Below are 25372 nucleotides of genomic sequence, written 5' to 3'. Positions count from 1 at the left end.
ACGGCATACGAGATTACTACGCGTCTCGTGGGCGCGGAGATGTGTTTAAGAGACAGTGATAGGGGGCCACCCGGCAATCAAGATTCGTGGCGGCCCTCCCCGTTTCCGGCCGCCCCCTCCGCAAGGACGCTAGACGCTCATGGAAATCCGCGCCGACGAGATCAGCAGAATCATCCGGGAGCAGATCAAGGACTACGGCAAGAAGGTCACCGTCGCCGAGACCGGCACCGTGCTGTCCGTGGGCGACGGTATCGCCCGCGTGTACGGCCTGGAGGGCGCGCTCGCCGGCGAGCTGGTGGAGTTCTCCAACGCCGTGCAGGGCCTCGTCCTCAACCTGGAAGAGGACAACGTCGGCGTCGCCATCATGGGTGACTTCAAGGACATCCGCGAAGGCGATGTCGTGAAGCGCACCGGGCAGATCGCCTCCGTGCCGGTGGGCAAGGGCCTGCTGGGCCGCGTGGTGAACGCGCTCGGGCAGCCGGTGGACGGCAAGGGCCCCATCGAGGCCACCGAGCACCGCCGCCTGGAAGTGAAGGCGCCCGGCATCGTGAAGCGCAAGTCCGTGCACGAGCCCCTGCAGACGGGCATCAAGGCGCTGGACGCGCTGGTGCCGGTGGGTCGCGGTCAGCGCGAGCTCATCATCGGTGACCGCCAGACGGGCAAGACGGCCGTCGCCATCGACGCCATCATCAACCAGAAGGGCCTGGGCGTTTACTGCGTCTACGTGGCCATCGGGCAGAAGCAGTCCACCGTCGCGCAGGTGGTGGAGAAGCTGACCCGCCACGGCGCGATGGAGTACACGACGGTCGTCGCGGCGAACGCGTCCGACCCGGCGCCCATGCAGTACTTCGCCCCGTACGCGGGCGTCGCCATCGGCGAGTACTACCGCGACAACAAGATGCACGGCCTCATCGTGTACGACGACCTCTCCAAGCAGGCCGTGGCGTACCGCCAGCTGTCGCTGCTCCTGCGCCGCCCGCCGGGCCGCGAGGCGTACCCGGGCGACGTGTTCTACATCCACAGCCGCCTGCTGGAGCGCGCCGCGAAGCTGTCCGACGAGGAGGGCGCGGGCTCCCTCACGGCGCTGCCCATCATCGAGACGCAGGCCGGTGACGTGTCCGCCTACATCCCGACGAACGTCATCTCCATCACCGACGGGCAGATCTTCCTGGAGACGGACCTGTTCTTCGCCGGTGTCCGTCCGGCCATCAACGTCGGTCTCTCCGTGTCGCGCGTCGGTTCCGCGGCGCAGATCAAGGCGATGAAGCAGGTCGCCGGCTCCATGAAGCTGGAGCTCGCGCAGTACCGCGAGCTGGCCGCCTTCTCCCAGTTCGGCTCCGACCTGGACAAGGCCACGCAGGAGACGCTGGCGCGCGGCGCCCGCATGGTGGAGCTGCTCAAGCAGGGCCAGTACGAGCCCCTGTCCGTCGAGCGTCAGGTCATCCAGATCTACGCGGCGACGAACAAGGACGACGCCAGCAAGCGCGGGTGGATCCGCCAGGTGCCGGTGGGCGACGTGGTCCGCTGGATGAAGGAGATGCTGGAGTTCGTGGACGGCAAGTACCCGAACATCGTCCAGGACATCGTCACCAAGCGCGAGCTGACCAACGACATCAAGGCGGCCATCAACAAGGCGCTCGCCGAGTTCAACGACGTGTTCCAGGCGACCCCTGGCGCCAAGGTCTAGCCTCAAGCATTTCGCGCCCCACGCGCGGTGCAGTGCGAACGGCCCCGCCCTCCCTTCACCGGGAGGCGGGGCTTTTCGTTTTGCCGGGAGTGGCTTCAGCGCAGCCGGGGCAGGATGGCGCGCAGGCTGCGGTCCACGCCGCCGCGCGCGCCCAGCCGCTCCACCGCCGCGCGCTCGTAGGGCAGCACGTTGGCGCGCTCCACCAGTTGCACGTGCGCGCCCAGCGCGGCGGGCATCGCCAGGTCCAGCTCGTAGATGTCGCCCGCCACGAGCGTGGACTCCGGGCCCGTGTGCGTGGCGTCCCAGATGCGCTTGAGCGCGGAGAAGTAGCGCCCGCGCCGCAGGTACACCGGCCGGCCCAGCACGCCGTCCAGGTGGAGCGCTTCGGGCAGCGCGTCGAAGCGCGCGTCCTTCGGCACCGCGTCCTCCAGTTGGAACTTGCGCGCGTCGCCGTACACCGTCAGCCGCTCGCGGCCGCGCGGCGCCAGCCGGGTGAGCTTCGCCTCCACCAATTCCGTGTGCGCGTTGGTCACCACCGCCACCGCCAGGCCCGAGGCGAGCAGCGCCTCCAGCACCTCCTTCGCCTCCGCCTTGAAGGCCGTGGCGGAGTGTTGGTACGCGTCCCGGTAGAGCGTCTGCACCGTGTCCGTGCGCGCCGCCTCGTCCTGGCTCCGGCCGAAGCGCTGGAGCAGCCGGTGCGCGGTGCACGTGGCCGTCAGGTAGGGGTCCGCCGTGGCCGGCGCCACGATGCGCCCCGCCACCTCCCAGCCGTACCGGTCCACGCCCGAATGCAGCGCGGCCACCTCTTCGTCCCAGGCGGCCGTCACGTCCTGCCCCAGCACCCGGTACAGCGCCTGTTGGAAGTGCGTCAGGAAGGGTGCGCCCTCCGCCAGCACGTCCGTGAAGGTCCCATCGAAATCCAGCACCACGCACGCGATCGCCATTCCTCCGAATGACGCCCCGTCGGCCGCTCCGAATCAAGCCCCTTCCCCTGCTCCGGGGCGGGCGAGCGTGCCAACTCCCGGAAACCCGGCTCGTACCCGGGTCGGGTGGTCCCGCCTCCCTGGCACCCCCACCCTAAAGCTTCCCGCGGGGAAGGGGGGCTCCGCGCCCATGTCCGAGCCAACCGGCACCTTTCTGGGGGAGACCACACCCGTGCAGCACGAGTGGCTGCGCACGGTGCTCCACCTGCTGCCGGTGGCGGTGATCATCGTGGACACGGGCGGCCGCCTGCTCGCGGCCAACGCCGCCGCGGAGGTGCTGTGGGGCCCCCAGACGCTGGAGGAGATGGGCCTGGAGCGCTACCACCTCTTCGAGGCCTACTGGCCCCACAGCGGCCGGCGGCTGCGCGGCGAGGAGTGGGCCACCGCGCGCACGCTGCGCAACGGTCAGACCATCTCCAACGAGGAGGTGGACATCGTCGGGCGCGGCGGCGCGCGGCGGACCATCCTCAACTCGTCGGCGCCCCTCTACACGTCGGACGACGACCTGTTGGGCGCGGTGAACGTCAGCGTGGACATCACCGAGCGCAAGGCCACTGAACGCGCGGAGTCCTTCGTCAGCGAGGCGAGCCGGCTGCTGGCCGAGTCCCTGGACTGGGAGACGACGCTGAAGGCCGTGGCGCGGCTGGCCACGCGTGAGTGGGCCGACTACTGCATGGTGGACGTGCTGGACACCGACGGCGCCCTGCACCGGCTGGCCGTCACCGCGAAGAACCCCGAGAAGCAGGCACTGCTCGACCAGACGATGCCCTTCCCACCGAAGCAGGGTGCGGACACGCCACTCGCCCGCGTGTTCGCGCAGGGCAGGCCCGTGCTCGTGTCCGACATCCACGGCGAGTGGCTGGACCAGGTGGCGCGCACGCCCGAGCACCGCCACCTGCTGGAGCAGTTGGAGCCACGCTCCTCCATGCTGCTGCCCCTGGCGGTGGGCACGCGCCGCTTCGGCATCATCAACCTCGTCTCCGCGTCCCCCGCGCGCCGCTACTCCCGGCGCGACCTGGCGTACGCCACGGAGTTCGCGCGCAGGGCCGCGCTGGCGGTGGAGAGCGCCCGGCTGTACCGCGAGGCGCGCCAGGCCCTGCACGAACGGGACGCGTCGCTCGCGCTGCTGGAGGCGTTCTTCGCCGCCTCGCCGGTGGGCATGGGCTTCGTGGACCGGAACCTGCGCTACGCGCGGCTCAACAAGGTCGTCGCGGAGCACAACGGCATCCCGCTGGAGGCGCACCTGGGCCGCACGCCGCGCGAATTGATGGGAGAGGCGGGCGCGCCCATCGAGGACCTGCTGCGCCGGGTGCTGGAGACGGAGGAGCCCGTGATGGACGACCCGGTGGAGTACACCCGGGGCCCGGAGCCCCGCGTCTTCCTGGCCTCGTACTTCCCCGTGCGCACCGGCACGGAGCTGCTGGGCGTGGGCGGCGCGGTGCGCGAGGTCACCGAACAGCGCCGCATGGCGGAGCACCTGCGCTTCCTGGCGGACGCGACCACGCGGCTGGCCACGTCGCTCGACTGGCGCACCACGGTGCGCAACATGGCGGAGCTGGTGGTGGCGCAGCTGGCGGACTGCTGCCTGGTGGACATGCTGTCCGAGGACGGCGAACACCTGGAGCGCGTGGAGTGGCAGAGCCGGAACGCCCTCCTCCAGGCCCTGCTGGAGAAGGCGATGCCCTTCGCGCCGCCGCAAGGCTCGGACACGCTCCTGCGCCGGGTGCTGGAGACGGGCCGGTCGGAGCTGGTGGCGGAGGTGGACGGCGCCGCGATGGAGGGCATCTTCGTCAACGAAGAGCACCGGGACCTCCTGAAGCAGCTGAACCCGCGCTCGGTGATGGTCGTCCCGCTGATGGCGCGCGGGCGCACGCTGGGGCTCATCAGCGCCGCGCTGTGCTCCACCACGCGGCGCTTCACCGCGCGCGACCTGACCGCGCTGGAGGACCTGGCCTGGCGCGCCGCGCTCGCGGTGGACAACGCCCGGCTGTACCGGCAGGCGGAGCAGGCCGTCGCCGCGCGCGACGAGTTCGTGGCGGTGGCGACGCACGAGCTGCGCACGCCCCTGTCCGCGCTGCAGCTCCAGCTGTCGTCGCTGCAGCGCACGCTGGACAAGCAGCCGTCGGAGGAGGCGGAGCGGCTGGGCCAGGGGCTCGCGGGGGCGCTGCGGCAGGCGGACCGGCTGACGCGGCTGGTGGCGCACCTGTTCGACGTGGCGCGGCTGGGCACCGGGCAGATGTCGCTGGAGCTGGGCGCGGTGGAGCTGTCCGCGCTGGTGCACGCGCTGGTGGCGCGGATGGAGGAGGCGCTGGCCACCGCGGGCTGCGTCGCGGTGGTGCACGCGGACGCGCCGGTGGTGGCCATGGCGGACCGGCCGCGCGTGGAGCAGGTGCTGATGAACCTGCTCACCAACGCGATGAAGTACGCGCCGGGCCTGCCGGTGGAGCTGTACGTGGAGCGCGACGGAGACCGGGCCATCGTCGCCGTGCGGGACTGGGGCCCCGGCATCCCCCCGGAAGCGCGCGAGCACATCTTCGAGCGCTTCGCCCGGGCCACCGGCCAGCACGCGCGCGCGAGCCTGGGCCTGGGCCTCTACATCTCCCGGCAGCTGGCCCGCGCGCACGGCGGGGACCTGTACGTGGAGCCGCCGCCGGAGGGAGGCCCCGGTTCGCGCTTCGTGCTGCACCTGCCCCGGTGGAAGAAACCGCCCGGGCCACCCCCGCACTGAGCGCGGCCGGGCCCGGCAGACAGGCACGGGGGGGTGTCGCACGGGGCCCACCTTGCCGCCCACCCCGGGGGCGCCGCTACGCTCTCGGGCCATGGACGACGTCCGGACCGAAGCAGCGCGTGGTCGCTGGCGGTGGCTGCCCTGGGGGCTGCTGGCCGTCGGGGTGGCGGTGGCCTCCGGAGGCGCGTGGCTGGGCTCGCGCTCGTTCGAGGCGCTGGAGGCCCGGAGCGCGCAGCTGGAGCACGAGGCCACCGAGTCCGAGGCCCACGTCGCGCAATTGCAGACGCTGCGGCAGGCCATGGAGCGCCGGCTGCGGACGCTGGAGCGCCAGCAGCAGCACGCGGAGTGGGGCAGCGCCGCGGCGCAGCTCCAGGCCCGGAGCGCGGAGGAGCAGCACACGCGGCGCGAGGCGGCGCTCGCGGCCCTGGGCGCGGCGCTGAAGGACGCGCTCGCCGCCGGGGACGTGTCCCTGGACCTGGAGGACGACGCCCTGCGCGTGGAGGTGTCCGAGCGTCTGCTCTTCGCCCCCGCCAGCACGGCGCTCACGCCCGAAGGGGCGCAGCTGCTGAAGCAGTCCGCGGGCGTGCTCCAGGGTGCGCTCGCAGACCACCGCGTGGCGGTGGAGGCCCACACCGACGAGGTGCTCCCTCCGGCGCCCGGCGCCCCCGCGTCCACCGCGTGGGAGCTGTCCGCCGCGCGGGCCGTGGCGGTGGTGCGCCACCTGGGCGAGCGCGAACACGTGGCCCCGGAGCGCCTGAGCGCCACGGGCCACGCCGCGTACCGCCCGTTGGTCCCGGGCGACAGCCCGCCCCACCGCGCGCAGAACCGGCGCGTCACGCTGCGGCTGTCCCCCACGCCGGTGACGCCGGAGAGCGTGGCCGTGGCGCGCACCGAACCGCCGCCGCGTCCCGTGAAGCGCGCCGCGAAGGCCAAGGCGAAGAAGGTCGCCCGCCGCTGAAGCGCGAGGCTTTTGAATAGAACCGCCCGGCGCCACGTCGGGGGGACGACGGGTTTCGTCCTTCCCCTGCCCCGGAGCCTCCCGTGTCGTCCTTCCGCCCCGCGCTGTGCGCTGGACTCGTCACCGGTCTGCTGCTGGTCGCTCCCGCCGCCGAGGCCCGCTTCGGCAAGAAGTCGGCGGACAGCTCCAGCAGCAAGGACGACGACAAGGGCGGCTCCAAGGTCCATGAGGCCACCCCCATCCAGCCCCGCTCCACGCACGCGGCGTCCTCGCCCTCCGACGACCGCGAGGACGACGACTGCTGCGACACGCCGGCCCCCTCCTACTCGGCGCGCTACTACAGCGACGCGCCTGGCGTCCTGAGCACCGATGAGGAGCTGGAGCTGGCGGCCATCGCGGTCCGAGGCCTGGCCCCGCGTCCCCCCGCGCCGCCCATCGACGTGCGCATGGGCCTCAACGTCGGCAGCATGGGCGGCGGCTCCGCGGGGGACGTGTTCCTCGGCATCGAGGGTGTCGCGCTGGGCGTCGACTTCCAGGGCACCAAGCTGACCCTGCCCACCGACGACGGCACCCCGGGCACGGACGTCATCCACCTCGTGAGCATGCACTTCACCTGGGCCGCCCTCTCCACGGAGCGGCTGCGGCTGCGCGCGGAGGCCGGCTTCGCCATGGCGAGCGCGCCGGACGTCTTCCTCGCGGGGCCCAGCCTCGCCACCTCGCTGGAGGTCTGCGTGGTGGGCCCGCTGGACGTGGAGGTTCGCGTGCAGGGCACGCCCGCCCCCTACCGGCAGCTGGACGCGCAGGCGGGCGTGGCGGTGCACCTGGGCGCCCTCATGCTGCGCGCGGGCTGGCGCGGGCTCATCCTGGACGACGCGGGCCTGGTGGACGGCGTCGCGCACGTGGACCGCTTCACCGGCCCCTACGGCGGCGCGGGCTTCGTCTTCTAGGGCCTGCCAGGGCACGGTCAGGGACATGGCGGTGCGCCTGGAGGCCGGCCGGTGTCCTGGGCCGTACATGCCCCCTTCCGGACATCCTCCCCCAGCCCCGGGGCCCTGGTGCCACATGGGGTGATGGCGGTTGAATATTCCGGGCGAGCAGGCGTCCAGATGCCGCGGCCCATCCCGTGGGCCCTTGATGAGGAGGGGTTGCCGTGGGCTTCTGGAAGACGCTGTGTGCCGCGCTCGCTGTCGGTGTCCTGCTGGGCGCGGGTCCCGCCGACGCCCGCTTCGGCAAGCGCTCGAAGCCGGCGGCCTCCGCCCCCAAGCCTTCGGGCGACGACAAGGACTCCCGGGACGATGACAGGTCCACCCACCGGGCCACCCCCATCGGCCGGCCCGCCGACGCCCCGGTGCGCTCGAGCGTGCGTGCCTCCCGCGCGTCCTGGCTCGGGGTCCTCTTCGTGGGCGGCCCCGCCAGCTACCACCGCCGTGCACGCGTGGGACGTCCCGGCGTGCGCGCCGCCGCGCCCCCGCCCCTGGTGCACCTGAACGTCCAGGGCGACAGCTTCGGCGAGACGGGCGGCGCGCTGGGCCTCTACATGGCGCTGGACGGCCAGCGCTGGGGCATGGACGCGCGCGTCACCGGCATCGCGCTGACGTCCGAGGACGGCCTGGACGAGGTCGACCGGCTGACGCTCCTGGACGCCCACCTGACCATCTCCCCGTGGTCCAGCGAGCGCGGCCGCTTCCGGCTGGAGGCCGGCTTCGCCAGCGCGCACGCCCCGGACGTCATCTTCGTGGGCCCCAGCTTCGCCGCGTCGCTGGCGGCGTGCATCGGCCCGACGCCCTTCGACGTGGAGGCGCGCATCCAGGTGGTGCCCTTCCCGCACCGCCAGGTGGACGCGCAGGCGGGCCTGGCCATGCACCTGGGCGCGCTCAACCTGCGTGGCGGCTGGCGCACCCTGTACCTCAACGACGCCGGCCACCTGGACGGCGTCGTGCACGAGGACGCCTTCTCCGGCCCCTACCTGGGCCTGGGGCTCTCGTTCTGAGGCGTGAAACACTGAAACACTGAAACACTGAAACAACTCCCGGGGTCCCGTGACGTCGTGCGAACCCCGGGAGGCCGAAACAGCCTATTCCTCCGACGACGCCGCGTAGGACGAGTTGGACGGCATCTCCGCCCCGGAGCCGTTGGACGCTCCCGCGCGCTTGGTCCGCTTGCGCGGCGGCGGGGCCAGCTTCGGCGCCATGCTGAACACGCGCTCGTAGGCCTCCGGCGTGTTGATGTTCACGATGACGCCCGGGTCCTTCACGCTCATCCGGCGCGGCTGGAGCAGCTGGATGGCCTTCTCCAGGTCCTCGCCCTCCGCTTGCAGCAGCTTCTCCGCGGCCTCCCGCGAGAGCACGAGCGGCCAGCCGATGGCGTTGTCGTACTCCGGCCGCAGGCACAGGGAACCCGTCCCGCCCCGGTCCATCTCCTTGAGCATCGACTTGACCGTGTTCACGCGCAGCGCGGGCATGTCCACCGGATGCACCAGCACCACGTCCGCTGCTTCAGCCAGGGCCGCCTCCAGGCCCGCCTTCACCGACGCGAGGACGCCCTTCTCCCAGTGCTCGCTCGCCACCAGCTCCAGGCTGGGATGCTGTTCGCGCACCGCCTCCGCGTCGCTGCCCACCACGCCCAACACCCCACACCCCGCCTTCCCGAAGGTGGACGCCAGCGACTGAAGGAAGCTCTTGCCCCCCTCATGCTCGATGAGCGCCTTGGGGTGGGACATCCGCCGGGCCTTGCCCGCCGCAAGGATGATCGCCACTGCCTTCATGACCCGCCTCCTCCGCCCGCGGCGGAAAGCCGTGAGCACCGCTAACAGGCTGTTGACCTCCTTCCGGGATTGCAGCCCGCCCGCCAGTACGAGTCGTCAGACAGCCGCCAGTCACACGGTGAGGTGTTCGCTGTCGGCGCTTTGCGCAAGGGCCGGTGTCCACCACCTGTCAGGCGGCCTGCCCCCTGGACTTGCCCCCACCCGTCCGTTGCGCGGCTCCCGCCTTCGCCCCGGGGTCATCAGTGCAGCCAGCCGCTCGATGCCGCCAGCCGCAGCGGCGCCACGGGCTCGACGGTCGTTTCTTCCGGCGCCGCCAGCGCCTTGACGGTCAGAATTTCAGCCAGCCGCGCCAGCGGGCGGCGGCGCGCCACGCGGTGCAGCTCGTCCTCGGACACCTCCCCGAGCAGGTCCCCCCCACGGCCCTCCACCACGGGCAGCACCTGCACGCCGTGGCGGTACATCTGCTGGAGCGCGCCCAGGACGGTGTCCTCGGGGAACAGGGTGATGGCGCGGGAGACGAGGTTCAGGAACTCAGGGCTGCGGCACATGGACACGTTGGGCCTCCGGTGCTCGGCGTTCGGGCGCCGTGTACCGGCAGGCCTTAGCAATCCGCTTGCCGAAGCCCCGGCCCGGATCCGCGCCCTACTTCTTCGCCGCCGGCTTCACCGACTCCACCAGCTTGCGGAAGCCCTTCTCCGCCCCGTTCACCGTCTTCTCCGGCCCGGTGAGCTTGTAGAAGAGCGCGCCCTCCGGCCCCTCCACGATGGCGCCTCTCAGCTTGAAGCCCGGCTTGGGCGCGGACGGTCCCATCATCGGGCCACCGCCCGCGTACGTGCCCTTCACCTCCACCGTGGTGACGGGCATCCCGTTCACCTTCTCCTGCTTCGTCTTCGCGTCCTTCTCCGGATCCACCGGCTTGCCGTCGGGCTTCTGGAACTGCGCCACCCAGCGCTTCACGTTCGCGTCCACCGCGCCGCCCTGGCCCGCGCCGAAGTAGAAGACCGCCAGCTCCGCGTCCTCCGCGTCGCCCTTCGCCGCCGGCACCTTGTACGTCGCAGCGCGCATCGGCCGCGCGGGCTGGACGGCCCACTCCGTGGGAGCGGTCCACGTCAGGCCCCCGGCCTCCTCCGCGCTCGCGCCCAACGCCACGGTCATCGCCAACACAGTCAGCAGTCGTTTCATGGGGCGGGAGCGTAACCGCGTTCACGCGCGGCGCGCCCCCTCGCGCTCGCCCACACCGCCCGAGACGTCCACTCGCACCCGCACGGCGCCACCCCATATCTGACTCATCGCGTCAATCCCTCTCATTTTGTGACGGAGAGAGGGCGTGCTACTCACTCAATCGTTTCCAGCAGTACACCTTGGCTGGAGGGGAATCCCACCATGAAGAAATCGCTGTTCCTTGGGGCCATGGCCCTGGGAGCTGTTGCCTGCACGCCAGAGATCGCGCAGGAAGCTCCGAATACGAACGTCGGCCTCGCGGAGTTCGATCCCACGGGCTCTCCCGCCGTCGTTCCCTCCCCCAATGACCTGGCCATCAATTCGGCCACGGGCCTGGTGAACGCTCCCATCAACCCGACGGCGTCCGCCGCGGAGCAGGAGTTCACGCGCGACTACCTGAACTCGCTCAACGGCTTCCCGACGTCCGCGATCGCCAACACCAAGGTGCAGGACCTGGATCCGCGCACGGTGAACGAGCGGACGGTGGTGTTCATCGACCTGTACGCGGGCACGCCGCTGGCGAAGAAGCCGGTGACGCCGACCATCGCGTACAACGAGACGACGGACCTCATCAACCTCATCCCGCCGGTGGATCCGAACACGGGCCTTCCGGCCTGGCCGAAGGGCGGCCGCTACGCGGTGGCGCTCATCGGCGGTGAGAACGGCCTGAAGACCAACGGCGGCAACCCGGTCATCGGGTCGGCCACGTGGGCCTTCGCCAGCTCCGTGAAGCCGCTGGTCACCTGCGAGGACCTCACCGCGCCGGACTGCGCCCCGGCCACGGAGATCATCCCCTCCACGGAGACGGACCCGGCCAAGCGTCTGGCCGACCAGACCGCCAGCGCCCTGCGCCTGGAGCAGCTGCGCCGCGGCTACGCGCCCATCATCGAAGCCCTGGTGGCGAAGGGCTTCAAGCGCGAGGACGTCGTCCTGCTGTGGACCTTCAGCGTCCTCAACCAGCCGGAGGCCACCATCAACCTGGCGGCCAACGCGCGGCTGCCCATCATCATCCCCTTCCCCAACGACCTGCTGCGCGTGCCGGCCACGGCCACCACGCCCGCGCACCTGGACTTCCCCATCCCGGCGGCGGAGGGTCTGCAGAAGCAGCTGTTCACGGGCCTCAACACCCTGGACGGCTTCTCCACCACGAGCCCCACCGTGACGGAGAACGGCGACGCGCAGGGCGTGCTGGACGGCACGCAGTTCCGCACGGCCGCGGACGGCGCGGCCCCCCGCGTGGACGCGTCCTCGCTGGCCGCGGGCGTGAAGTTCTTCAAGCTGTCCAACCTGAAGCAGGGCACCGAGCCGGACGTGACGCCCTGCCTGGTGGAGAAGACCGGTGACTGCGGCACCAGCGTGGGCACCGCGGGCGTCGTTCCCGTGCCCCAGCAGCTGCAGATCCGCCCGAACGCGCCGCTGGATGGCGCCACCCAGTACGGCGCGGTGCTGACCACGGAGCTGAAGGACACCCAGGGCCGCAAGGTCGCCCCGGCCACCGCCTTCGCGCTGCTGCGCCTCTCCAACCCCGTGTTCGCCAACGGCAAGAGCACGATCTCCTCCGTGCCGGACGGGCTCGCGCAGGCGCTGGAGCCGCGGCGTCAGCTGCTGAAGCCCTTCTTCGACGCGCTGGCCGCGAACGGCCTGAAGCGCTCGCAGATCGCCCTGGGCTGGTCGTTCACCACCCAGAGCACCACGTCCGTCCTGCAGGCGCTCTACACGCTGCCCACCGCGTTCGCGTACAAGACCGCGCCGAACTACGTCGTGCCCACCACGACGCAGGTGAAGGCCGTGATGTCCGCCTCGGGGCTGCCCAGCGAGGGCATTGGCAGCACCTTCGAGGTGCAGGCCAACTCGCCCTTCCTGCTCACGGGCCCCGGCGACACGCTGAACCCGGCCGAACCGCGTGCCTCGCGCTACCCGTTCATGCTCTTCCTGCCGGCCACGGCGGCGCCCGCCGCGGGCTACCCGGTGCTGGTGTTCGGCCACGGCCTCACCAGCAACCGCACCTCCGTGCTGGGCGTGGCGAACAAGCTGACCGCCGCGGGCTACGCGGTGGTGGCGATGGACGCCGTCTACCACGGTGAGCGCACGAGCTGCGTGGGCTCCGCCGCGGTGCTCGGCACCACGGGCTCGGTGGGCGATGACGGCGCGTGCGCCGACCCCGCCACCCAGCGCTGCGAGACCAACGCCGCCAGCGTGTCCTACGGCCGCTGCGTGGCGCGCCTGGACGTGGACCACGCGGACTGCAGCGACGCGGCGCGCGGCCCGGTCCCCGCGGACCTGTTCTGCTCCAGCAAGTCCCCGTCGCAGGGTCGCTGCGCGGCGGACAACCGGTGCGAGGGCGGTGACTTCAAGCGCAACGCCTCCGGCATCCCGGTCATCTCCGGCTGGAACTTCCTGAACCTGGGCAACCTGTTCGCGACGCGCGACAACTTCCGCCACCACGTGCTGGACTTCGCGCAGTTCGTGCGCGTGCTGGGCAGCGCGGAGCTGTCCACGGCGCTCACCGCGCAGGGCGGCGGCAAGCTGGACGCCGCGCAGGTGGACTACCTGGGCCAGAGCCTCGGCGGCCTCCTGGGCACGCTGTCCTCCGGCGTGTCGCCGCGCGTGCACCGCACGGTGCTCAACGTGGCCGGTGGCAACCTGACCGGCGTGCTGCTGACCTCGCCCGCCTTCCAGGCGCAGCGCGACGGGTTCCTCGCACAGCTCGCCACGGCGCAGATCACCCCGGGCATCCCGGCGTTCGACACCTTCATCGGGCTGGCGAACACCATCCTGGACCCGGCGGATCCGCGCAACTACGCCTACCTGCTGGACAACAACGCGGCGGCCGGCACGGAGCCGACCATCCACCGCGCGTTCATCCAGTACATCGAAGGCGACCAGGTCATCCCGAACGCGAACACCGACGCGCTCATCTCCGCGGCGAACCGCGCCAAGGCGCCGCGCACCGTGGCGACGTACATGTTCAAGATCGACACGCTGCCGGCGGCCGCGCGGCACGCGTTCCTCAACAACCCCGCCATTCCGGAAGCCGTGCGCAACGCGGCCCAGGACCAGCTCATCGGCTTCCTGAAGACCGGCACCGTGGCGCAGTAACTGGCCCCCTGAGAGAGGACTCACACACCCATGAAAAAGACACTCTCCCTCGTGGCAATCCTGGCGGCTGGAACGAGCCAGGCCGCGGGCTTCCAGATTGACACCCACAGCGCGCGTGCCACCGGCACGGGCGGCGCCGCCACGGCCTGGCTGGAGGACTCCTCCGCCATCTATTACAACGCGGCCAACATCGTCGGCGTGAAGAAGCTGGACATCACGCTCGGCGACACGGGCATCCTCCCCAGCATCACGTTCCAGCGGACGGGCGCCGCGGAGTCGGAAGGGCAGAAGACGACCCTGTCTCCGCCCCCGCACGTGTTCCTCGTGTACAAGCCGTTCGAGAAGGCGGCGTTCGGCGTGGGCGTGTACACGCCCTACGGCGCGCGCAGCCGCTGGGAGGATGGCTTCAGCGGCCGCTTCCGCGGCTTCGAATCGTCGCTGGCCACGTACTACATCAACCCCACGTTCGCGTATGAGCTCCACGAGCGCTTCCGCTTCGGCGCGGGTCTGGACATCGCGCGGGCCACCATCGAGCTGACCCGCGGCCTGGACTTCGTCAACAGCGAGGGCTCCATCCACCTGGGCGGCGCGGACTGGGGCTCCGGCTTCAACGTCGGCGTGCAGGCCAAGGTGCTGGACAACCTGAAGATGGGCCTGTCGTACCGCAGCGCCATCGACATCGAGTTCAAGGGCAAGGCGGACTTCCAGAACATCCCGGTGGAGTTCCAGAGCCGCCTGAAGGACCAGGCTGCCAGCGCGAACGTCACCCTGCCGTCCACCGTGACGGCGGGCCTGGCGTACGCGCCCATCGACCGGCTGATGCTGGCGTTCGACGCGAGCTGGGTGGACTGGTCCTCCTTCTCGGAGCTGGCCATCCGCTTCGATGATTCGTCCATCGACAACCCGCTGCCCAAGCGCTGGCACGCCAAGTGGAAGTACTCGCTGGGCGCGGAGTACGGCGTCACGGACGCGCTCCAGGTGCGCGCGGGCTTCGTGTACGACCCGTCGCCGAGCCCCGGCTCCACGCTGACGCCGGACCTGCCGGACGCCAACCGCATCAAGGGCACGCTGGGCGTGGGCTACCAGCTGCGCCCCTTCCGCGCGGACCTGGGCTACCAGTTCGTCGCGTTGGCGGACAAGGAGAGCAGCGCGCCGGGCATCCCCGGGACGTACGCCGGTTCGGCGCACGTCTTCGCCCTGACGCTGGGCTTCTCGCCGCAGTAGTCGGCGGACAGTCCTGAAGCACCGGGAGCGCCCGGCTCCTTCCTTGAGTGGAAGGGCCGGGCGCTTTCCGTTTACGGTGCCGGCCGTGAGCCCATCCAAGCCCGGCCGCAACGACCCGTGCCCCTGTGGCAGCGGGAAGAAGTACAAGGCCTGTCATGCCGCCGAGGACCGCGCGAAGGCCGCGCCGCCTCCCGCCGCCCCCGCCCATCCGCTGAAGCAGGACCTGGAGGGCGCCATGGCCCTGCTGGGCGACGCGGACGTGTCCCGCCTGTCCGCCGCCCTGGAGCACCTGGGCGTGCTCATCGCGGGCGCCGGCCCGCAGCCGGGGCTGCGCTACGACGAGAAGGCCTTCAGCGAGCACGTGGGCCAGGCGCTCGCGAAGCTGGCGGCGCAGGAAGGCCTGGACGCGATGGAGGCCCGGAACACGCTGCGCGTGGGCGTGGTGCGGGAGCTGGGCACGCGAAGCTTCCAGGAGAAGCTGGGCGCGGGGCTGCTCGCGCAGGCGGCCCGGAGCGGGCGCACGCCGGAGGAGCGGCGGGCGCTGTGCGTGGGGGCGCTGCTGGCCACGGCGGCGAAGAAGACAGGGCGGGTGCGGCCGGAGGACAACCCGGTGCTGGACGTGGTGTTCGACGTGCAGTTCCGCGAGTGGAGCCAGAAGCACGCGGAGGTGGTGCGCAAGTACGAAGCGCTCGTCGCCGGCATGGAGCCGGAGGCCCTGACGCCGGAGGCCGCGGAGGCCCTGCGCAAGGCGGAGGCCGGCGAGCTGGATGAGCTGGTGAAGCACGTGCAAGCGGACCCCGCGCTGGTGGAGCGCATCTCGCGCGAGGCGAAGGAGCGCGCGCAGCGGGTGGAGGCGAAGCTGCGCGACCCGGCCACGCCGTCCGTCTTCTCGCCGGAGGAGGAGCTGTGGCTCACCTGCGTGCTGTGGGAGCCCCTGCGCGCGATGAAGTCCCCGCCGGGGGACGCGCAGGGCAGGCGGGAGGTCATCGCCGGGCTGCTGCGCGCGGTGAAGGGCGCGGTGGATCCGGACTTCCTCGAAGGGATGCTGGAGCGGCTGCGCGCGGGCGCGAAGGACGCGACCACGGACGAGCCCACGCGCGAGTGGCTCACCGACGCGGCCATCGCCTTCGAAGCAGAGCCGGCGCGGCTGGTGCTGGCGGCGCTGCTCACCGCGCGGCAGGAGGCGCGCGGGCGTTCGGCGGAGGAGCTGGTGGCGCTCGCGGACCTGAAGGCGCTGCCCGCGTGGACGCCGGAGCAGCTGGAGCCCTACCGGCAGCTGCTGGAGAAGGAGGGCCGCGCGGGAGGCGCCGAGCGGATCCGCCGCGCGCAGGAGTGGCTGCGCGAGCACCCGGTGAAGCTGGACGCGGAAGAGGCGCCTTGAGCTAGACGCGCAGGTCGCCTTCGCGCAGCTCGCGGCTGGAGCCGGACACGGACATCGCCTTCGCGGTCTGCTGGAGGCGCTCCGTGCCCATGCGCATCAGCAGGCCCTTGAGGCCGGGCTGGGTCAGCAGGTGCCGCTCGAAGGCGGCGCGCTCCAGGCGCAGCACCACGCAGTCCGTGCGCGTGCGCACCGTCGCGGACACGGGCTTGTCCAACAGCAGGGAGATTTCGCCGAACACGTCGCCCTCGCGCAGGTCGGGCAGCGCCACGGTGCGGCCCGGGGGCTGCTCCAGCGACAGCTGACACTGGCCGCGCAGCAGCAGGTAGAAGGCGTCCCCCGGCTGGCCCTGCGTGAGCAGCACCTGCCCCGCCGGGACGGGGCGCAGGTCGAACTCGCGCGACATCGTCTGCTTCAATTCGGGTGACAGCTTGCTGAACAGGGGGCTGGTCCGCAGCAGGTTCTCCACCAGCCGGCGCTGGTAGAAGGCGTGCACCGCGAGGTCCACCTCGGGGTGCGCCGCGAAGACGCGGGCCAGGTGCGCGCGCTTGAACTCCAGCAGCACGGTGCGCTCCAGCACCTCCACGCTGGCGAGCCTGGGCCCCTCCGACACCAGCGCCACCTCGCCGAAGAACTGCCCCGCCCCCAGCGTGGCCACGGGCTGGCGTGCGTTGCCCTCCACCCGCCGCGCCACCTCCACGCGCCCCTCCACCAGCGCGAACATCGAGTCCCCCGCCGCGCCCTCCTCCACCACGCGCTGCGCCGGCCAGAAGGCCCGCACCTCCAGCGCCTCCACCAGCGCCACGAAGGCCTCGCGCCCCACCCAGGACAGGATGGGCACGCCCGCGTCGGAGCCTTCGGGGACCAGGGCGTAGGACGGGGCGGGAGCGCCGGGAGGTCGTGCGAAGCGCTCGGCCAGGGTGCGCACCGTCTGGGACCGCACGCCGCGCAGGCCCCGGGAGAGCACCGTGGCGGCCACCGCGCGCAGCAGTTCGCCGGCGCGGGTCCAGGCGAGCGCCGCGTCGTCGTAGGCCCGCGCGGCCTCGGGGGTCCGCTCCAGCCACTCCAGCAGCTCGGCGACGCGCTGGTGACCTTCCGGGTCACCCGGCTCCGCGCGCAGGGCCTCCTGGTAGCCGGCCAGCGCCGCTTCCAATTGCCCCTTCGCCGCCAGGGCCGCTGCCTGCGCCTTGAGGGACCGCGCCTGTGGGGTTTCCGCCATGCCTGCCCTCTGTAGCCCAGGTGCGTGGCGCACGCACGCGCCCGGCGGTCCCGTGGCGGTGTCGGTGGACACCACCTGCCAGGGAGCCCCCTTGCCACGTCAGGAATGACTTCAGATGAAGGTCTCCCGGCGGGCGTCAGCGCCCGCGCCCGTGCGAGGAGGGGGAAGGATGCCGATGACCCGGTTGAGACCCGAGGACGGAGACCTGCTCGTGCGGTACGGGCACCTCTACGACGATGTCATCCACGCGGTCCGCGTGGACTTCTCCGACCTGTCGCGCCCCACCGGGGGCGCCGAGGTGGTCATCTACGCGCGGGAGGCGGGAAACGGCCCGAAGTGGATCTACCTCCACCTGCGCTTCACCGGAGTGCAGGCGTTCCAGTTCACCCACGGCAGCGCGTCGTACCACCAGGTCCTCTCCGACGGAGGGCGCATCTCCTGGAAGGACGGCCACGTCACGCTGGATCTGGATCCGGGCCCGGACGGCATCGACAACCCAGACCCGGACCATGTCTCCCACTTCTTCATCACCGCGGATGGCTGTGATTGGGAGGAGGAGGCCCTCTAGCTGCTCAACGCCCGCACGCGCTCCGCGAGGCTCTGCGTGAACAGCCGGTAGATGCGCAGGGCCGCGGCCTCGTGCGTCTCCAGGAAGTACTGGAAGTCCGTCCGGGTCACCCGCAGCGCCCGCACCACCGTGTGCGCTCGCACGTGCGCGGACACCGGCCCGTCGAGGATGAGCGAAATCTCTCCCAGGAACGCGCCCGGTCCCAGCATGTTGAGCTGGCGCGCGTCCGGCCCCGGGCCGGTGGACACGCTCACCATGCCCTCCAACAACACCACCAGCCCCCCGCCCTTCGCGCCCTTCTCCAGCACCGTCGTCCCGGCGGGCACCAGCACCGGCCGCGCCAGCCGGTACAGGTCGCGCATGTCTTCCAATGACAGACCATCGAAGATGGGAATGGCTTTCAGATAGCCATAGCCATCCACCATCGGCGGCGCCTTCTCCGCCGCGATGGCCCCCTCCGGCGGCGACGCGAGCCCCATCTGTCGCAACAGCCGCGCCTGCTCCGCCTGGAGCAACACCAACCCCGAGCCCGTCGCGTGCTTGATGCCGTCCGCCAGCAACACCAGCGCGCGCCACGTCGCGCCCTCGGCGTCCAGGAGCGCGCTCATGCGCAGCACCGCCTCCGGGCGCTGCACGTCGTCCGCGGGCACCGCGCGCAGCATCTCCAGCTCCGCGTGCGTGTTGCCCAGCGCGCGGAACACCTCCGCCGCCTCCAGCGGCCGGTTCATGCGCCCCAGGAGCTGCGCCAGCGATTCGCGCGCGTCCAGTACCTGGTACAGCGCCAGCGCCTGCTCCAGCGAACCCGCGCGCTCGAAGGCCGCCGCCGCGCGGGCCTGCTCGCCCACGCGCAGCCAGGCCTCCGCGGCCAGCAGCGGCGCTCCCGCCTGCTCGTACATGGGCGCCGCCGCACCGTCGTCGCCGTCCGCCTCCAGCAGCTGCGCCGCACCGGCGAAGTCCCGCGCCTGGCGCAGCACCTCCACCAACGTCGCGCGCGTGGCCGCGGGGACCACCAGCGCCTCCTCCAGCACGCGGTCCCGGTGCCCGGCCGCCATCGCCTCGTAGGCGCGCACCGCGTCCTCCACCGCGCCTCGCAGCACCCGCGCCCACACCGCCCGGGTGACGCTGGAGCCGGGTCCCTCGCCCACGTCGCCCAGGTTCGAATCCAATGGAGTCACGGCCTTGTCATTCCCCCCCGGACGCCCTGGCGGAAAAAAGGGAGGTCACGCCTGTGTCCGGACCCCCATGTGCGTAGCATCCTGAAACAGGGAAAGCCAGTCATCGCCGGCAATGAAGGCAGGCTTTGAACACCTCCGGAAACAGACCCTGGCCGGTGCGTCAGACCCCACGGGTCGGTTGGGAGAAGGACCGGAATGCCCCGTCGCGCTACCCGGTTGGTCGTCTGCCCTCCGTCCTGGATGTCCGAACCGCTATGCACGGGCGGGCCGGGCGTTATCGTGGCGGGCCCATGAAGCCCCACTCCCGGAGCATCGCGATGCAGCAGCCTCGAATCACGGGAGCGTGGAGGGCGGTGGGCGTGGCCGTCGTCCTGGGCCTGGGCCTGGGTTCGGGCGCGGCCCGGGCGCACGCGGGCCTACCGGAGACGTCCAACGTCACCCTGCGGCGCGGACACCCCGAGGACTTCTTCGTGGGGGCCACCTTCGGCGCGGTCATCTCGCGCGACCGCGGCCAGACGTGGCGTTGGGTCTGCCCGGACGCCATGGGGTACGGCGGCTGGCGCCCGGAGTCCTACGTCTGGCGCGAGTCCGGGGAGCTGCTCGCGGCCACCGGCAACGCGCTGTTGCGCTCCAAGGACGGCGCGTGTTCGTGGGCCGCGCACCCCGCGTTCAAGGACACCTGGGTGACGGGGCTCGCGGCCCACCCCACCGATGACGCGGTGCTGTACGTGGCCACCGGTCGCTCCACGGCGGCGAAGAACGGGGTGTTCCGCTCGGAGGACGGCGGGGAGACGTGGCGGCCCCTGCCGCTGCAACGCGAGGGGGTCCTCTTCTCGTCGGTGCGCGTGTCCACCGCCGCGCCGGGCACGCTCTACGTGTCCGCGTCCGACACCACCCGCATGTACCTGTTCCGCAGCGACGACGCGGGCGAGACGTGGGAGGAGCTGCCCCAGGTGTTCCCGGAGCTGGTGCGCCCGTTCGACTTCGTGGTGACGGCGACGGACCCCGTGGATCCGCTGCGCGTCTGGGCGCGCGTGTCCGCGCAGGGCGCCACGCACATCCTCCAGAGCACGGACGGCGGGCGCACCTTCACCGCGCGCTCGGGCGCCGGCATCGACGACGTGTTCGTCAACATGGAGCTGTCCGCCGACGGCGGCACCGCGTGGGTGTCCACCTACAACTCCTTCTTCCGCAGCCAGGCGGGCGGGGCCTTCGACAAGCTCACCCTGCCCACCGGCAACGCGTGCGCGACGCGCGTGGGCGACGTGCTCTACGGCTGCGGCTCGCCCTGGCTCCATGACTGGTCGCTGGCGCGCAGCACCGACGAGGGCACCACCTGGGAGCCCCTCTTCAGCCTGGAGAACATCCAGGGCAGCCACCAGTGTCCCGCGGGCACGCCCGTGCGCGAGCTGTGCCCGTCGCGCTGGCCCCAGCTCGCGGAGACGATTGGCGCGCCGCTCTACCCGGACGGCGTTCCGGACGCGGGCGTTCCCGACGCGGGCGTGCCCGATGCCGGCGTGACGCCGCCTCCCGACGGGCCCGGCGACGGGGGCACGAAGCCTCCCGCCAAGAGCTCCGGCTGCGCCGCGGCGCCCGCGAGCACGCTCCTCCCCTTCCTCTTCCTCCTCCCCCTGTGGCGCCGTGGCCGGCGGCGCGTGGACCCACGACCATGAAGACCCCTTCGCTCTTGTGGAGCACCGCCGCCGTGGCGCTGCTCGGCCTGACGTCCTGCTCCGATGACGAGGTCACCCCGCCCGAGTGCGGCGAGCCGCTGTATGCCGGCGGCGCCACCGACGAGGCGTGGCGCGCGCTGGTGGATGCGCAAAACCAGGCCCAGGACAGCTCGCGCGCGGTGACGCTCGTGTCGCCCGAGTCCGGCCACACGTACCTCGCGGACGAGGCCGCGCCCCTGTGGCAGTGGACCTCTCCCCTGCGCGCGTCGCTCCAGCGCCCCGAGCGCACCCGCCCGTCGCCCGTGGCCCGCCCGCGCGACACGGGGCGGTCGGTGCTGGCGTGGCTGGGCAACGCGCTCCTGCCCACGGCCGAGGCGCACCTCGCCCCGTACACGGGCGACCTGTACTGGGTGAAGGTGCAGGTGCCGGGGCGGCAGTGCCCGGTGGAGCTGTTGACGTCGGAGTTGCAGTGGCAGCTGGATGACGGCTCCTGGCAGACGCTGCGCGACGCCGCGGGACAGGCGCTCACGGTGCAGGTGCTGAGCGCGTACCTGGTGCAGAACCGCATCACGGAAGGCCCATACACGCTGGCGGCGCCGGTGCCCTTCGGCGTGGCGAGAGTCCGATGAGGCGCGCTGTCTGGCTTTGCGCCCTGGCGCTGCTGGGGGCGTGCGCTGACGACGCGCCGAAGGCCGGGGGCGCGCTGGAGGTGCCCGCGCTGACGTACGCGGACCCCGCTCCGTGGACGCGCGGCGGGACGACGGTGCCGCCTCCGGGGCCGCTGGGGCGGCTGCTCGTCACCAACAGCCTGGATGACTCGGTGAGCCTGCTGGACCTGGACGGGGTGGGCACGCCGGGTTGGAGCGAGCTCGCGCGCGTGCCGGTGGGGCTCAACCCGGTGGAGCTGGAAGGGCCGCACCACACGGCGGTGTCCCCCACCGGCGACTTCTACTACGTGGGCATCTCCAACTACGTGCCCGGCGGCGGCTCAGGGCCTCACGGCGCGCACGGCACCGGCACGGCGGACGGCTACTGCCTGAAGCTGGACGCGAAGGACCACCGCCTGGTGGCCTCCGCGCGCGTGGACCGCAACCCGGGCGACGTCATCGTCAGCGCGGACGGACGCACGCTGTACCAGACGCACTTCGACCTCTTGCGCATCGCGGACGTCGCGCGCCAGGGCGGCACCGAGGAGGAGATGGTGGCGCGGCTGGCCATCATCGACGCGGAGACGATGGCGGTGAAGACGCGCGTGAAGGTGTGCCCGGCGCCGCACGCGGTGCGGCTGTCCGCGGACGAGCGCACGGCCTACGTGGCCTGCTGGTCGGACGAGGTCGCGCTGGTGGACCTCAAGGCGGAGGGCCTGCCGGTGACGCGCGTGAAGGTGGCGGCCGGGGCGGGCACCGCGACCAACCCGCGCCACCAGCCCTACGCGCTCACCGTGTCGCCCACGACGGGGGACGTGTGGGTCAGCTCGCTCGCGAGCCGTCAGGTGCAGGTGCTGGAGCCCGGCACGCGCGCCATGAACCCCCAGCGCACCGTGTACCTGCGTGGGTCGCCCATGTTCGGCGCGTTCACGAAGGACGGGCGAACGCTGTACCTGCCGTATCAGCAGGAGGACGCGGTGGCGGTCATCGACCCGGCGACCTCCACGGTGCTGCGCACGGTGCCGCTGTCACAGGCGGGCTGCCTCAACGTGCACCAGCTCATGCTGACGCCGGATGAGCGGATGGGGCTCGTGGTGTGCGAGGGCGACCACGTGGGCCCGGGCACGCTGCACGCGGTGGACCTGTCGGAGGGCACGGTGGTGTCCACGGTGCGGATGGGCCTCTTCCCGGACTCGGTGAGCCTGCTGCGGAGCGCGCCATGAAGCGGGGGCACTGGAGCATGGCGGCGCTGCTCGCAGGTGCGCTCGGCAGTGCGCTGGTGGGTTGCGGCGGCGGTGGCGACGAGCCCGTGGCCGCGGCGGACTTCGGGGAGACGCTGTTCCAGGACGCGCGACTGTCGGACAGCACGTTCAACCGCTTCTCGTGCGCGACGTGCCACGTGACGACGCCGGAGACTCCGGCGGGGCGCATCGACTCAGGGCCGTCGCTGTACAACGTCGCGGCGCGGCCCGACTGGTGGGGCGGCGATGAGACGCACCTGCTGGACGCGGTGAACTTCTGCTACCTGAACTTCATGCGCGGGGTGACGAAGCTGGAGGCGGAGGAGCCGCGCTCGCGCGCCCTGTACGAATACCTGTCGCGGATCAGCCCGGACGCCCAGGCGCCCGCGCTGCCGTTCACGGTGGTGAAGGACATCGAGGACGTGCCTCGCGGGGACGCCGTGCGCGGGGAAGCCGTGTACCGGGCCGCGTGCCAGAACTGCCACGGCGCGACACACACGGGCGAGGGGCGGCTGACGGAGCTGGCGTCGGTGCTGCCGGAGGTGACGCAGGAGTACGACCGGCTCTTCCCGGGCATCCCGCACGCGCGCGTCGTCATCGAGAAGGTGCGGCACGGCGCGTTCTTCGGCGTGGGCGGCAGCATGCCCCCGTACAGCCGGGAGGCCCTGTCCGACGCGGACCTGGGCGCGCTCCTGGGGTACCTGGGCCTGTAGCGCGCACGCTCCCTCCCCTCCCTTGCAGCCGGCCGGGCAGGGTGGGAAGCGCTGGTCCTGGCGTCCCTGCCAATGGGCGGGGTGAAGCCGCACCTCTCCTAGACGTTCATGGCCTCCTCGGGTTCACAGGAGCGGGGCCCTTCCACGGAGGGGCGGACGCCTACGGGCGGCGGCACGTATACGTCCCTCGCCGACCTGCTGGACGCGGAACGCGAGGCCGTCGTGGAGGACTGGGTCCTCCGCGTGACGCCCTTGCGGCCCTTCCCGGGGCTGTCGCGCGAGCAGCGCATCGACGGCCTGTCCACGTTCCTGGAGCAGATCGCCCGCGCGCTCCGGGATGAGGAGGACGAGGACTCGACTTCTCCCCCGCCCCGCGACAACAGGGCTTCCGAGGCCCACGGTCGCCAGCGACTGCGCCTGGGCTTCGACGTGGGCACGGTGGCGCGCGAATACAGCGTGCTGCGCGACTGCATCCTGGCGCGGGCCGAACGGGAGGGCGTCGACCCACCCTTGTCGCAGGTGCGCCTGCTCGACGCCTGCATCGACGCCGCCCGCGGCCAGGCCCTGTACCCCTTCACGTTCACCAGCACCGAGCGCAAGCGCGCGGATGCCGAGGAGCGCGAACGCTTCTTCCAGTTGTCCCCGGACATGTTCTGCATCGCGGGCATGGACTCGTACTTCAAGCGGGTGAATGCGTACTTCGTCCAGGTGCTCGGGTGGAGCGAGGCGGAGCTGTACCGGCGCCCCTTCATGGACCTCGTGCACCTCGACGACGTGGAGGCCACCCGCCGCGAGGTCCAGAAGCTGTCCGAGGGCATCCCCACCCTGCGCTTCGAGAACCGCTACCTCTGCAAGGACGGCAGCTACCGCTGGCTCGCCTGGGCCGCGCGTCCCGTGCCCGAGCAGGGACTCATCTACGCCGCCGCGCGCGACATCTCCGAACAGAAGGCCGCAGTCCAGGAGCGCGAGCGCCTGCTGGAGGCCCTGCACCAGAGCGAGGCCCGCTTCCGCAACATGGCCGACTTCGCCCCCGTGATGCTCTGGGTGACGAACGTGAAGGGCCAGACGACGTACCTGAGCCGGAGCTGGTTCACCTTCACCGGCCAGGCGGAGGCCTCGGGGCTGGGCTTCGGCTGGCTCGACGTCATCCACCCCGAGGACCGCGAGCGCCTGCACCGGGTCTTCCTGGAGGCCAATGCCCGCCACGAGCCCTTCCGGACGGACTACCGCCTGCGCGCCAAGGACGGTGTCTACCATTGGGCCGCCGACACCGGCGTGCCCCGCTTCGACGCCGACGGACGCTTCCAGGGCTACATCGGCAGCGTCGTCGACATCAGCGACCGCAAGCAGGCGGAGATGGAGCGCGAGGCGCTGCTCGTCCGTGAGAGCGCCGCGCGGCATGAGGCCGAGGAGGCCAACCAGCTCAAGGACGAGTTCCTCGCCACCGTCAGCCACGAACTGCGCACGCCCCTCACCGCCATCCTGGGCTGGGTGCAGCTGTTGCGCACCGGCCACCTGCCCGAGTCCCGCCGCGAGCGCGCGCTGGAGACGATGGAGCGCAACGCGCGCGCGCAGGGGCAGCTCATCGAGGACCTGCTGGACGTCAGCCGCATCATGTCCGGCAAGCTCAAGCTGGACGTGGAGCCCGTGGACCTGTCCACCGTGGTGCAGCAGGCGCTCGACTCCGTGCGCCCCGCCGCGGACGCGCGCGGCGTCCACGTGCAGGCCACCGTGGACACCTCCAGCAGCGTCATGGGTGACGCGCGCCGGCTCCAGCAGGTGGTGTGGAACCTCATCTCCAACGCGGTGAAGTTCACCCCCAAGAAGGGCTGCGTGCGGTTGGTGGTGGCGCGGCGGGAGTCGTCCGTGGAGCTCACCGTGGCGGACACCGGCCAGGGCATCTCCGCGGGCTTCCTGCCCCACGTCTTCGAGCGCTTCCGCCAGGCCGACAGCGGCAGCACCCGCAAGACGGGCGGCCTGGGCCTGGGCCTGTCCATCGTGCGCCACATCGTGGAGATGCACGGCGGCACCGTCTCCGCCGCCAGCGAGGGCGAGGGCCAGGGCGCCTGCTTCACCTGTCTCTTCTACACATCT

General features: G+C 71.9%; 20 protein-coding genes. 14 read left to right on the top strand and 6 right to left on the bottom strand.

Annotated features, from left to right (window positions below):
* Positions 1–139 precede the first annotated feature (139 nt).
* On the top strand, positions 140–1687 hold the full coding sequence (gene atpA, locus D7V97_RS15605) for a F0F1 ATP synthase subunit alpha (protein ID WP_120611430.1): 1548 nt from the start codon (positions 140–142) through the stop codon (positions 1685–1687).
* Positions 1688–1782: 95 nt separating this feature from the next.
* Here the strand turns inward: atpA and D7V97_RS15600 are convergent, their stop codons facing one another.
* A complete protein-coding gene (locus D7V97_RS15600) occupies positions 1783–2631 on the bottom strand; it encodes an HAD family hydrolase (RefSeq protein WP_120611429.1) in 849 nt (282 codons plus the stop codon).
* 169 nt (positions 2632–2800) lie between these two features.
* Between D7V97_RS15600 and D7V97_RS15595 the strand changes: the two genes are divergently transcribed.
* The 4 genes from D7V97_RS15595 to D7V97_RS15580 all read left to right on the top strand — a co-directional run bounded on the left by D7V97_RS15595 (position 2801) and on the right by D7V97_RS15580 (position 8346).
* Positions 2801–5398, top strand: a complete 2598-nt coding sequence (locus D7V97_RS15595) for a PAS domain-containing protein (protein WP_120611428.1) — start codon at positions 2801–2803, stop codon at positions 5396–5398.
* 91 nt (positions 5399–5489) lie between these two features.
* On the top strand, positions 5490–6356 hold the full coding sequence (locus D7V97_RS15590) for an OmpA family protein (RefSeq protein WP_120611427.1): 867 nt from the start codon (positions 5490–5492) through the stop codon (positions 6354–6356).
* A gap of 83 nt (positions 6357–6439) precedes the next feature.
* Positions 6440–7303 carry a hypothetical protein gene (locus D7V97_RS15585; protein ID WP_120611426.1) on the top strand — a complete coding sequence of 288 codons (864 nt, stop codon included), beginning with the start codon at positions 6440–6442 and terminating at the stop codon, positions 7301–7303.
* Between the two features lie 203 nt (positions 7304–7506).
* Positions 7507–8346, top strand: coding sequence for a hypothetical protein (locus tag D7V97_RS15580; protein WP_120611425.1), 840 nt, complete (start codon positions 7507–7509; stop codon positions 8344–8346).
* An 84-nt stretch (positions 8347–8430) separates the two neighbouring features.
* Here D7V97_RS15580 and D7V97_RS15575 read toward each other — a convergent pair whose 3' ends face one another.
* From D7V97_RS15575 to D7V97_RS15565, 3 genes are all read right to left on the bottom strand, one after another.
* A complete protein-coding gene (locus D7V97_RS15575; RefSeq protein WP_120611424.1) occupies positions 8431–9120 on the bottom strand; it encodes an NTP transferase domain-containing protein in 690 nt (229 codons plus the stop codon).
* Between the two features lie 239 nt (positions 9121–9359).
* Positions 9360–9668, bottom strand: coding sequence for a CBS domain-containing protein (locus tag D7V97_RS15570; protein WP_120611423.1), 309 nt, complete (start codon positions 9666–9668; stop codon positions 9360–9362).
* Between the two features lie 94 nt (positions 9669–9762).
* Complete coding sequence (locus tag D7V97_RS15565) at positions 9763–10302, bottom strand: hypothetical protein (RefSeq protein ID WP_199728822.1); 540 nt, start codon at positions 10300–10302, stop codon at positions 9763–9765.
* A 201-nt stretch (positions 10303–10503) separates the two neighbouring features.
* Between D7V97_RS15565 and D7V97_RS15560 the strand changes: the two genes are divergently transcribed.
* From D7V97_RS15560 to D7V97_RS15550, 3 genes are all read left to right on the top strand, one after another.
* Entirely contained in the window at positions 10504–13440 is a 2937-nt protein-coding gene (locus D7V97_RS15560) for a hypothetical protein (RefSeq protein ID WP_120611421.1), read from the top strand.
* 30 nt (positions 13441–13470) lie between these two features.
* A complete protein-coding gene (locus D7V97_RS15555) occupies positions 13471–14664 on the top strand; it encodes an OmpP1/FadL family transporter (RefSeq protein ID WP_120611420.1) in 1194 nt (397 codons plus the stop codon).
* Positions 14665–14749: 85 nt separating this feature from the next.
* Positions 14750–16045 (top strand): YecA family protein, encoded by a 1296-nt coding sequence (locus tag D7V97_RS15550; RefSeq protein WP_120611432.1) that lies wholly within the window; start codon positions 14750–14752, stop codon positions 16043–16045.
* A gap of 1 nt (position 16046) precedes the next feature.
* Here D7V97_RS15550 and D7V97_RS15545 read toward each other — a convergent pair whose 3' ends face one another.
* Complete coding sequence (locus D7V97_RS15545) at positions 16047–17261, bottom strand: cyclic nucleotide-binding domain-containing protein (protein WP_120611419.1); 1215 nt, start codon at positions 17259–17261, stop codon at positions 16047–16049.
* Between the two features lie 169 nt (positions 17262–17430).
* Between D7V97_RS15545 and D7V97_RS15540 the strand changes: the two genes are divergently transcribed.
* The gene (locus D7V97_RS15540; RefSeq protein ID WP_120611418.1) at positions 17431–17829 is read left to right on the top strand and encodes a hypothetical protein; all 399 of its coding nucleotides are present in this window, start codon (positions 17431–17433) and stop codon (positions 17827–17829) included.
* On the opposite strand, the gene D7V97_RS15535 is transcribed toward D7V97_RS15540, so the two are convergent.
* Complete coding sequence (locus D7V97_RS15535; protein WP_120611417.1) at positions 17826–19004, bottom strand: cyclic nucleotide-binding domain-containing protein; 1179 nt, start codon at positions 19002–19004, stop codon at positions 17826–17828. The genes D7V97_RS15540 and D7V97_RS15535 overlap by 4 nt on opposite strands.
* 290 nt (positions 19005–19294) lie before the next feature.
* Between D7V97_RS15535 and D7V97_RS15530 the strand changes: the two genes are divergently transcribed.
* The 5 genes from D7V97_RS15530 to D7V97_RS15510 form a co-directional block, all read left to right on the top strand.
* A complete protein-coding gene (locus D7V97_RS15530; protein WP_233582838.1) occupies positions 19295–20677 on the top strand; it encodes a hypothetical protein in 1383 nt (460 codons plus the stop codon).
* Complete coding sequence (locus tag D7V97_RS15525; RefSeq protein WP_120611431.1) at positions 20674–21306, top strand: hypothetical protein; 633 nt, start codon at positions 20674–20676, stop codon at positions 21304–21306. Before D7V97_RS15530 ends, D7V97_RS15525 begins: the two co-directional genes overlap by 4 nt.
* Positions 21303–22547 (top strand): YncE family protein, encoded by a 1245-nt coding sequence (locus D7V97_RS15520; RefSeq protein ID WP_120611415.1) that lies wholly within the window; start codon positions 21303–21305, stop codon positions 22545–22547. The genes D7V97_RS15525 and D7V97_RS15520 overlap by 4 nt, the downstream gene beginning before the upstream one ends.
* The gene (locus D7V97_RS15515) at positions 22544–23278 is read left to right on the top strand and encodes a c-type cytochrome (protein WP_233582837.1); all 735 of its coding nucleotides are present in this window, start codon (positions 22544–22546) and stop codon (positions 23276–23278) included. The genes D7V97_RS15520 and D7V97_RS15515 overlap by 4 nt, the downstream gene beginning before the upstream one ends.
* A 108-nt stretch (positions 23279–23386) precedes the next feature.
* Positions 23387–25372 (top strand): PAS domain-containing sensor histidine kinase (locus tag D7V97_RS15510; RefSeq protein WP_120611413.1); only part of this gene is annotated, 1986 nt, incomplete at its 3' end.

This window comes from Corallococcus sp. CA053C (genome assembly GCF_003611675.1).
Classification (GTDB): domain Bacteria; phylum Myxococcota; class Myxococcia; order Myxococcales; family Myxococcaceae; genus Corallococcus.
Note: the sequence above shows the minus strand (reverse complement) of the source record. Positions and strands in the feature narration are given on the sequence as shown.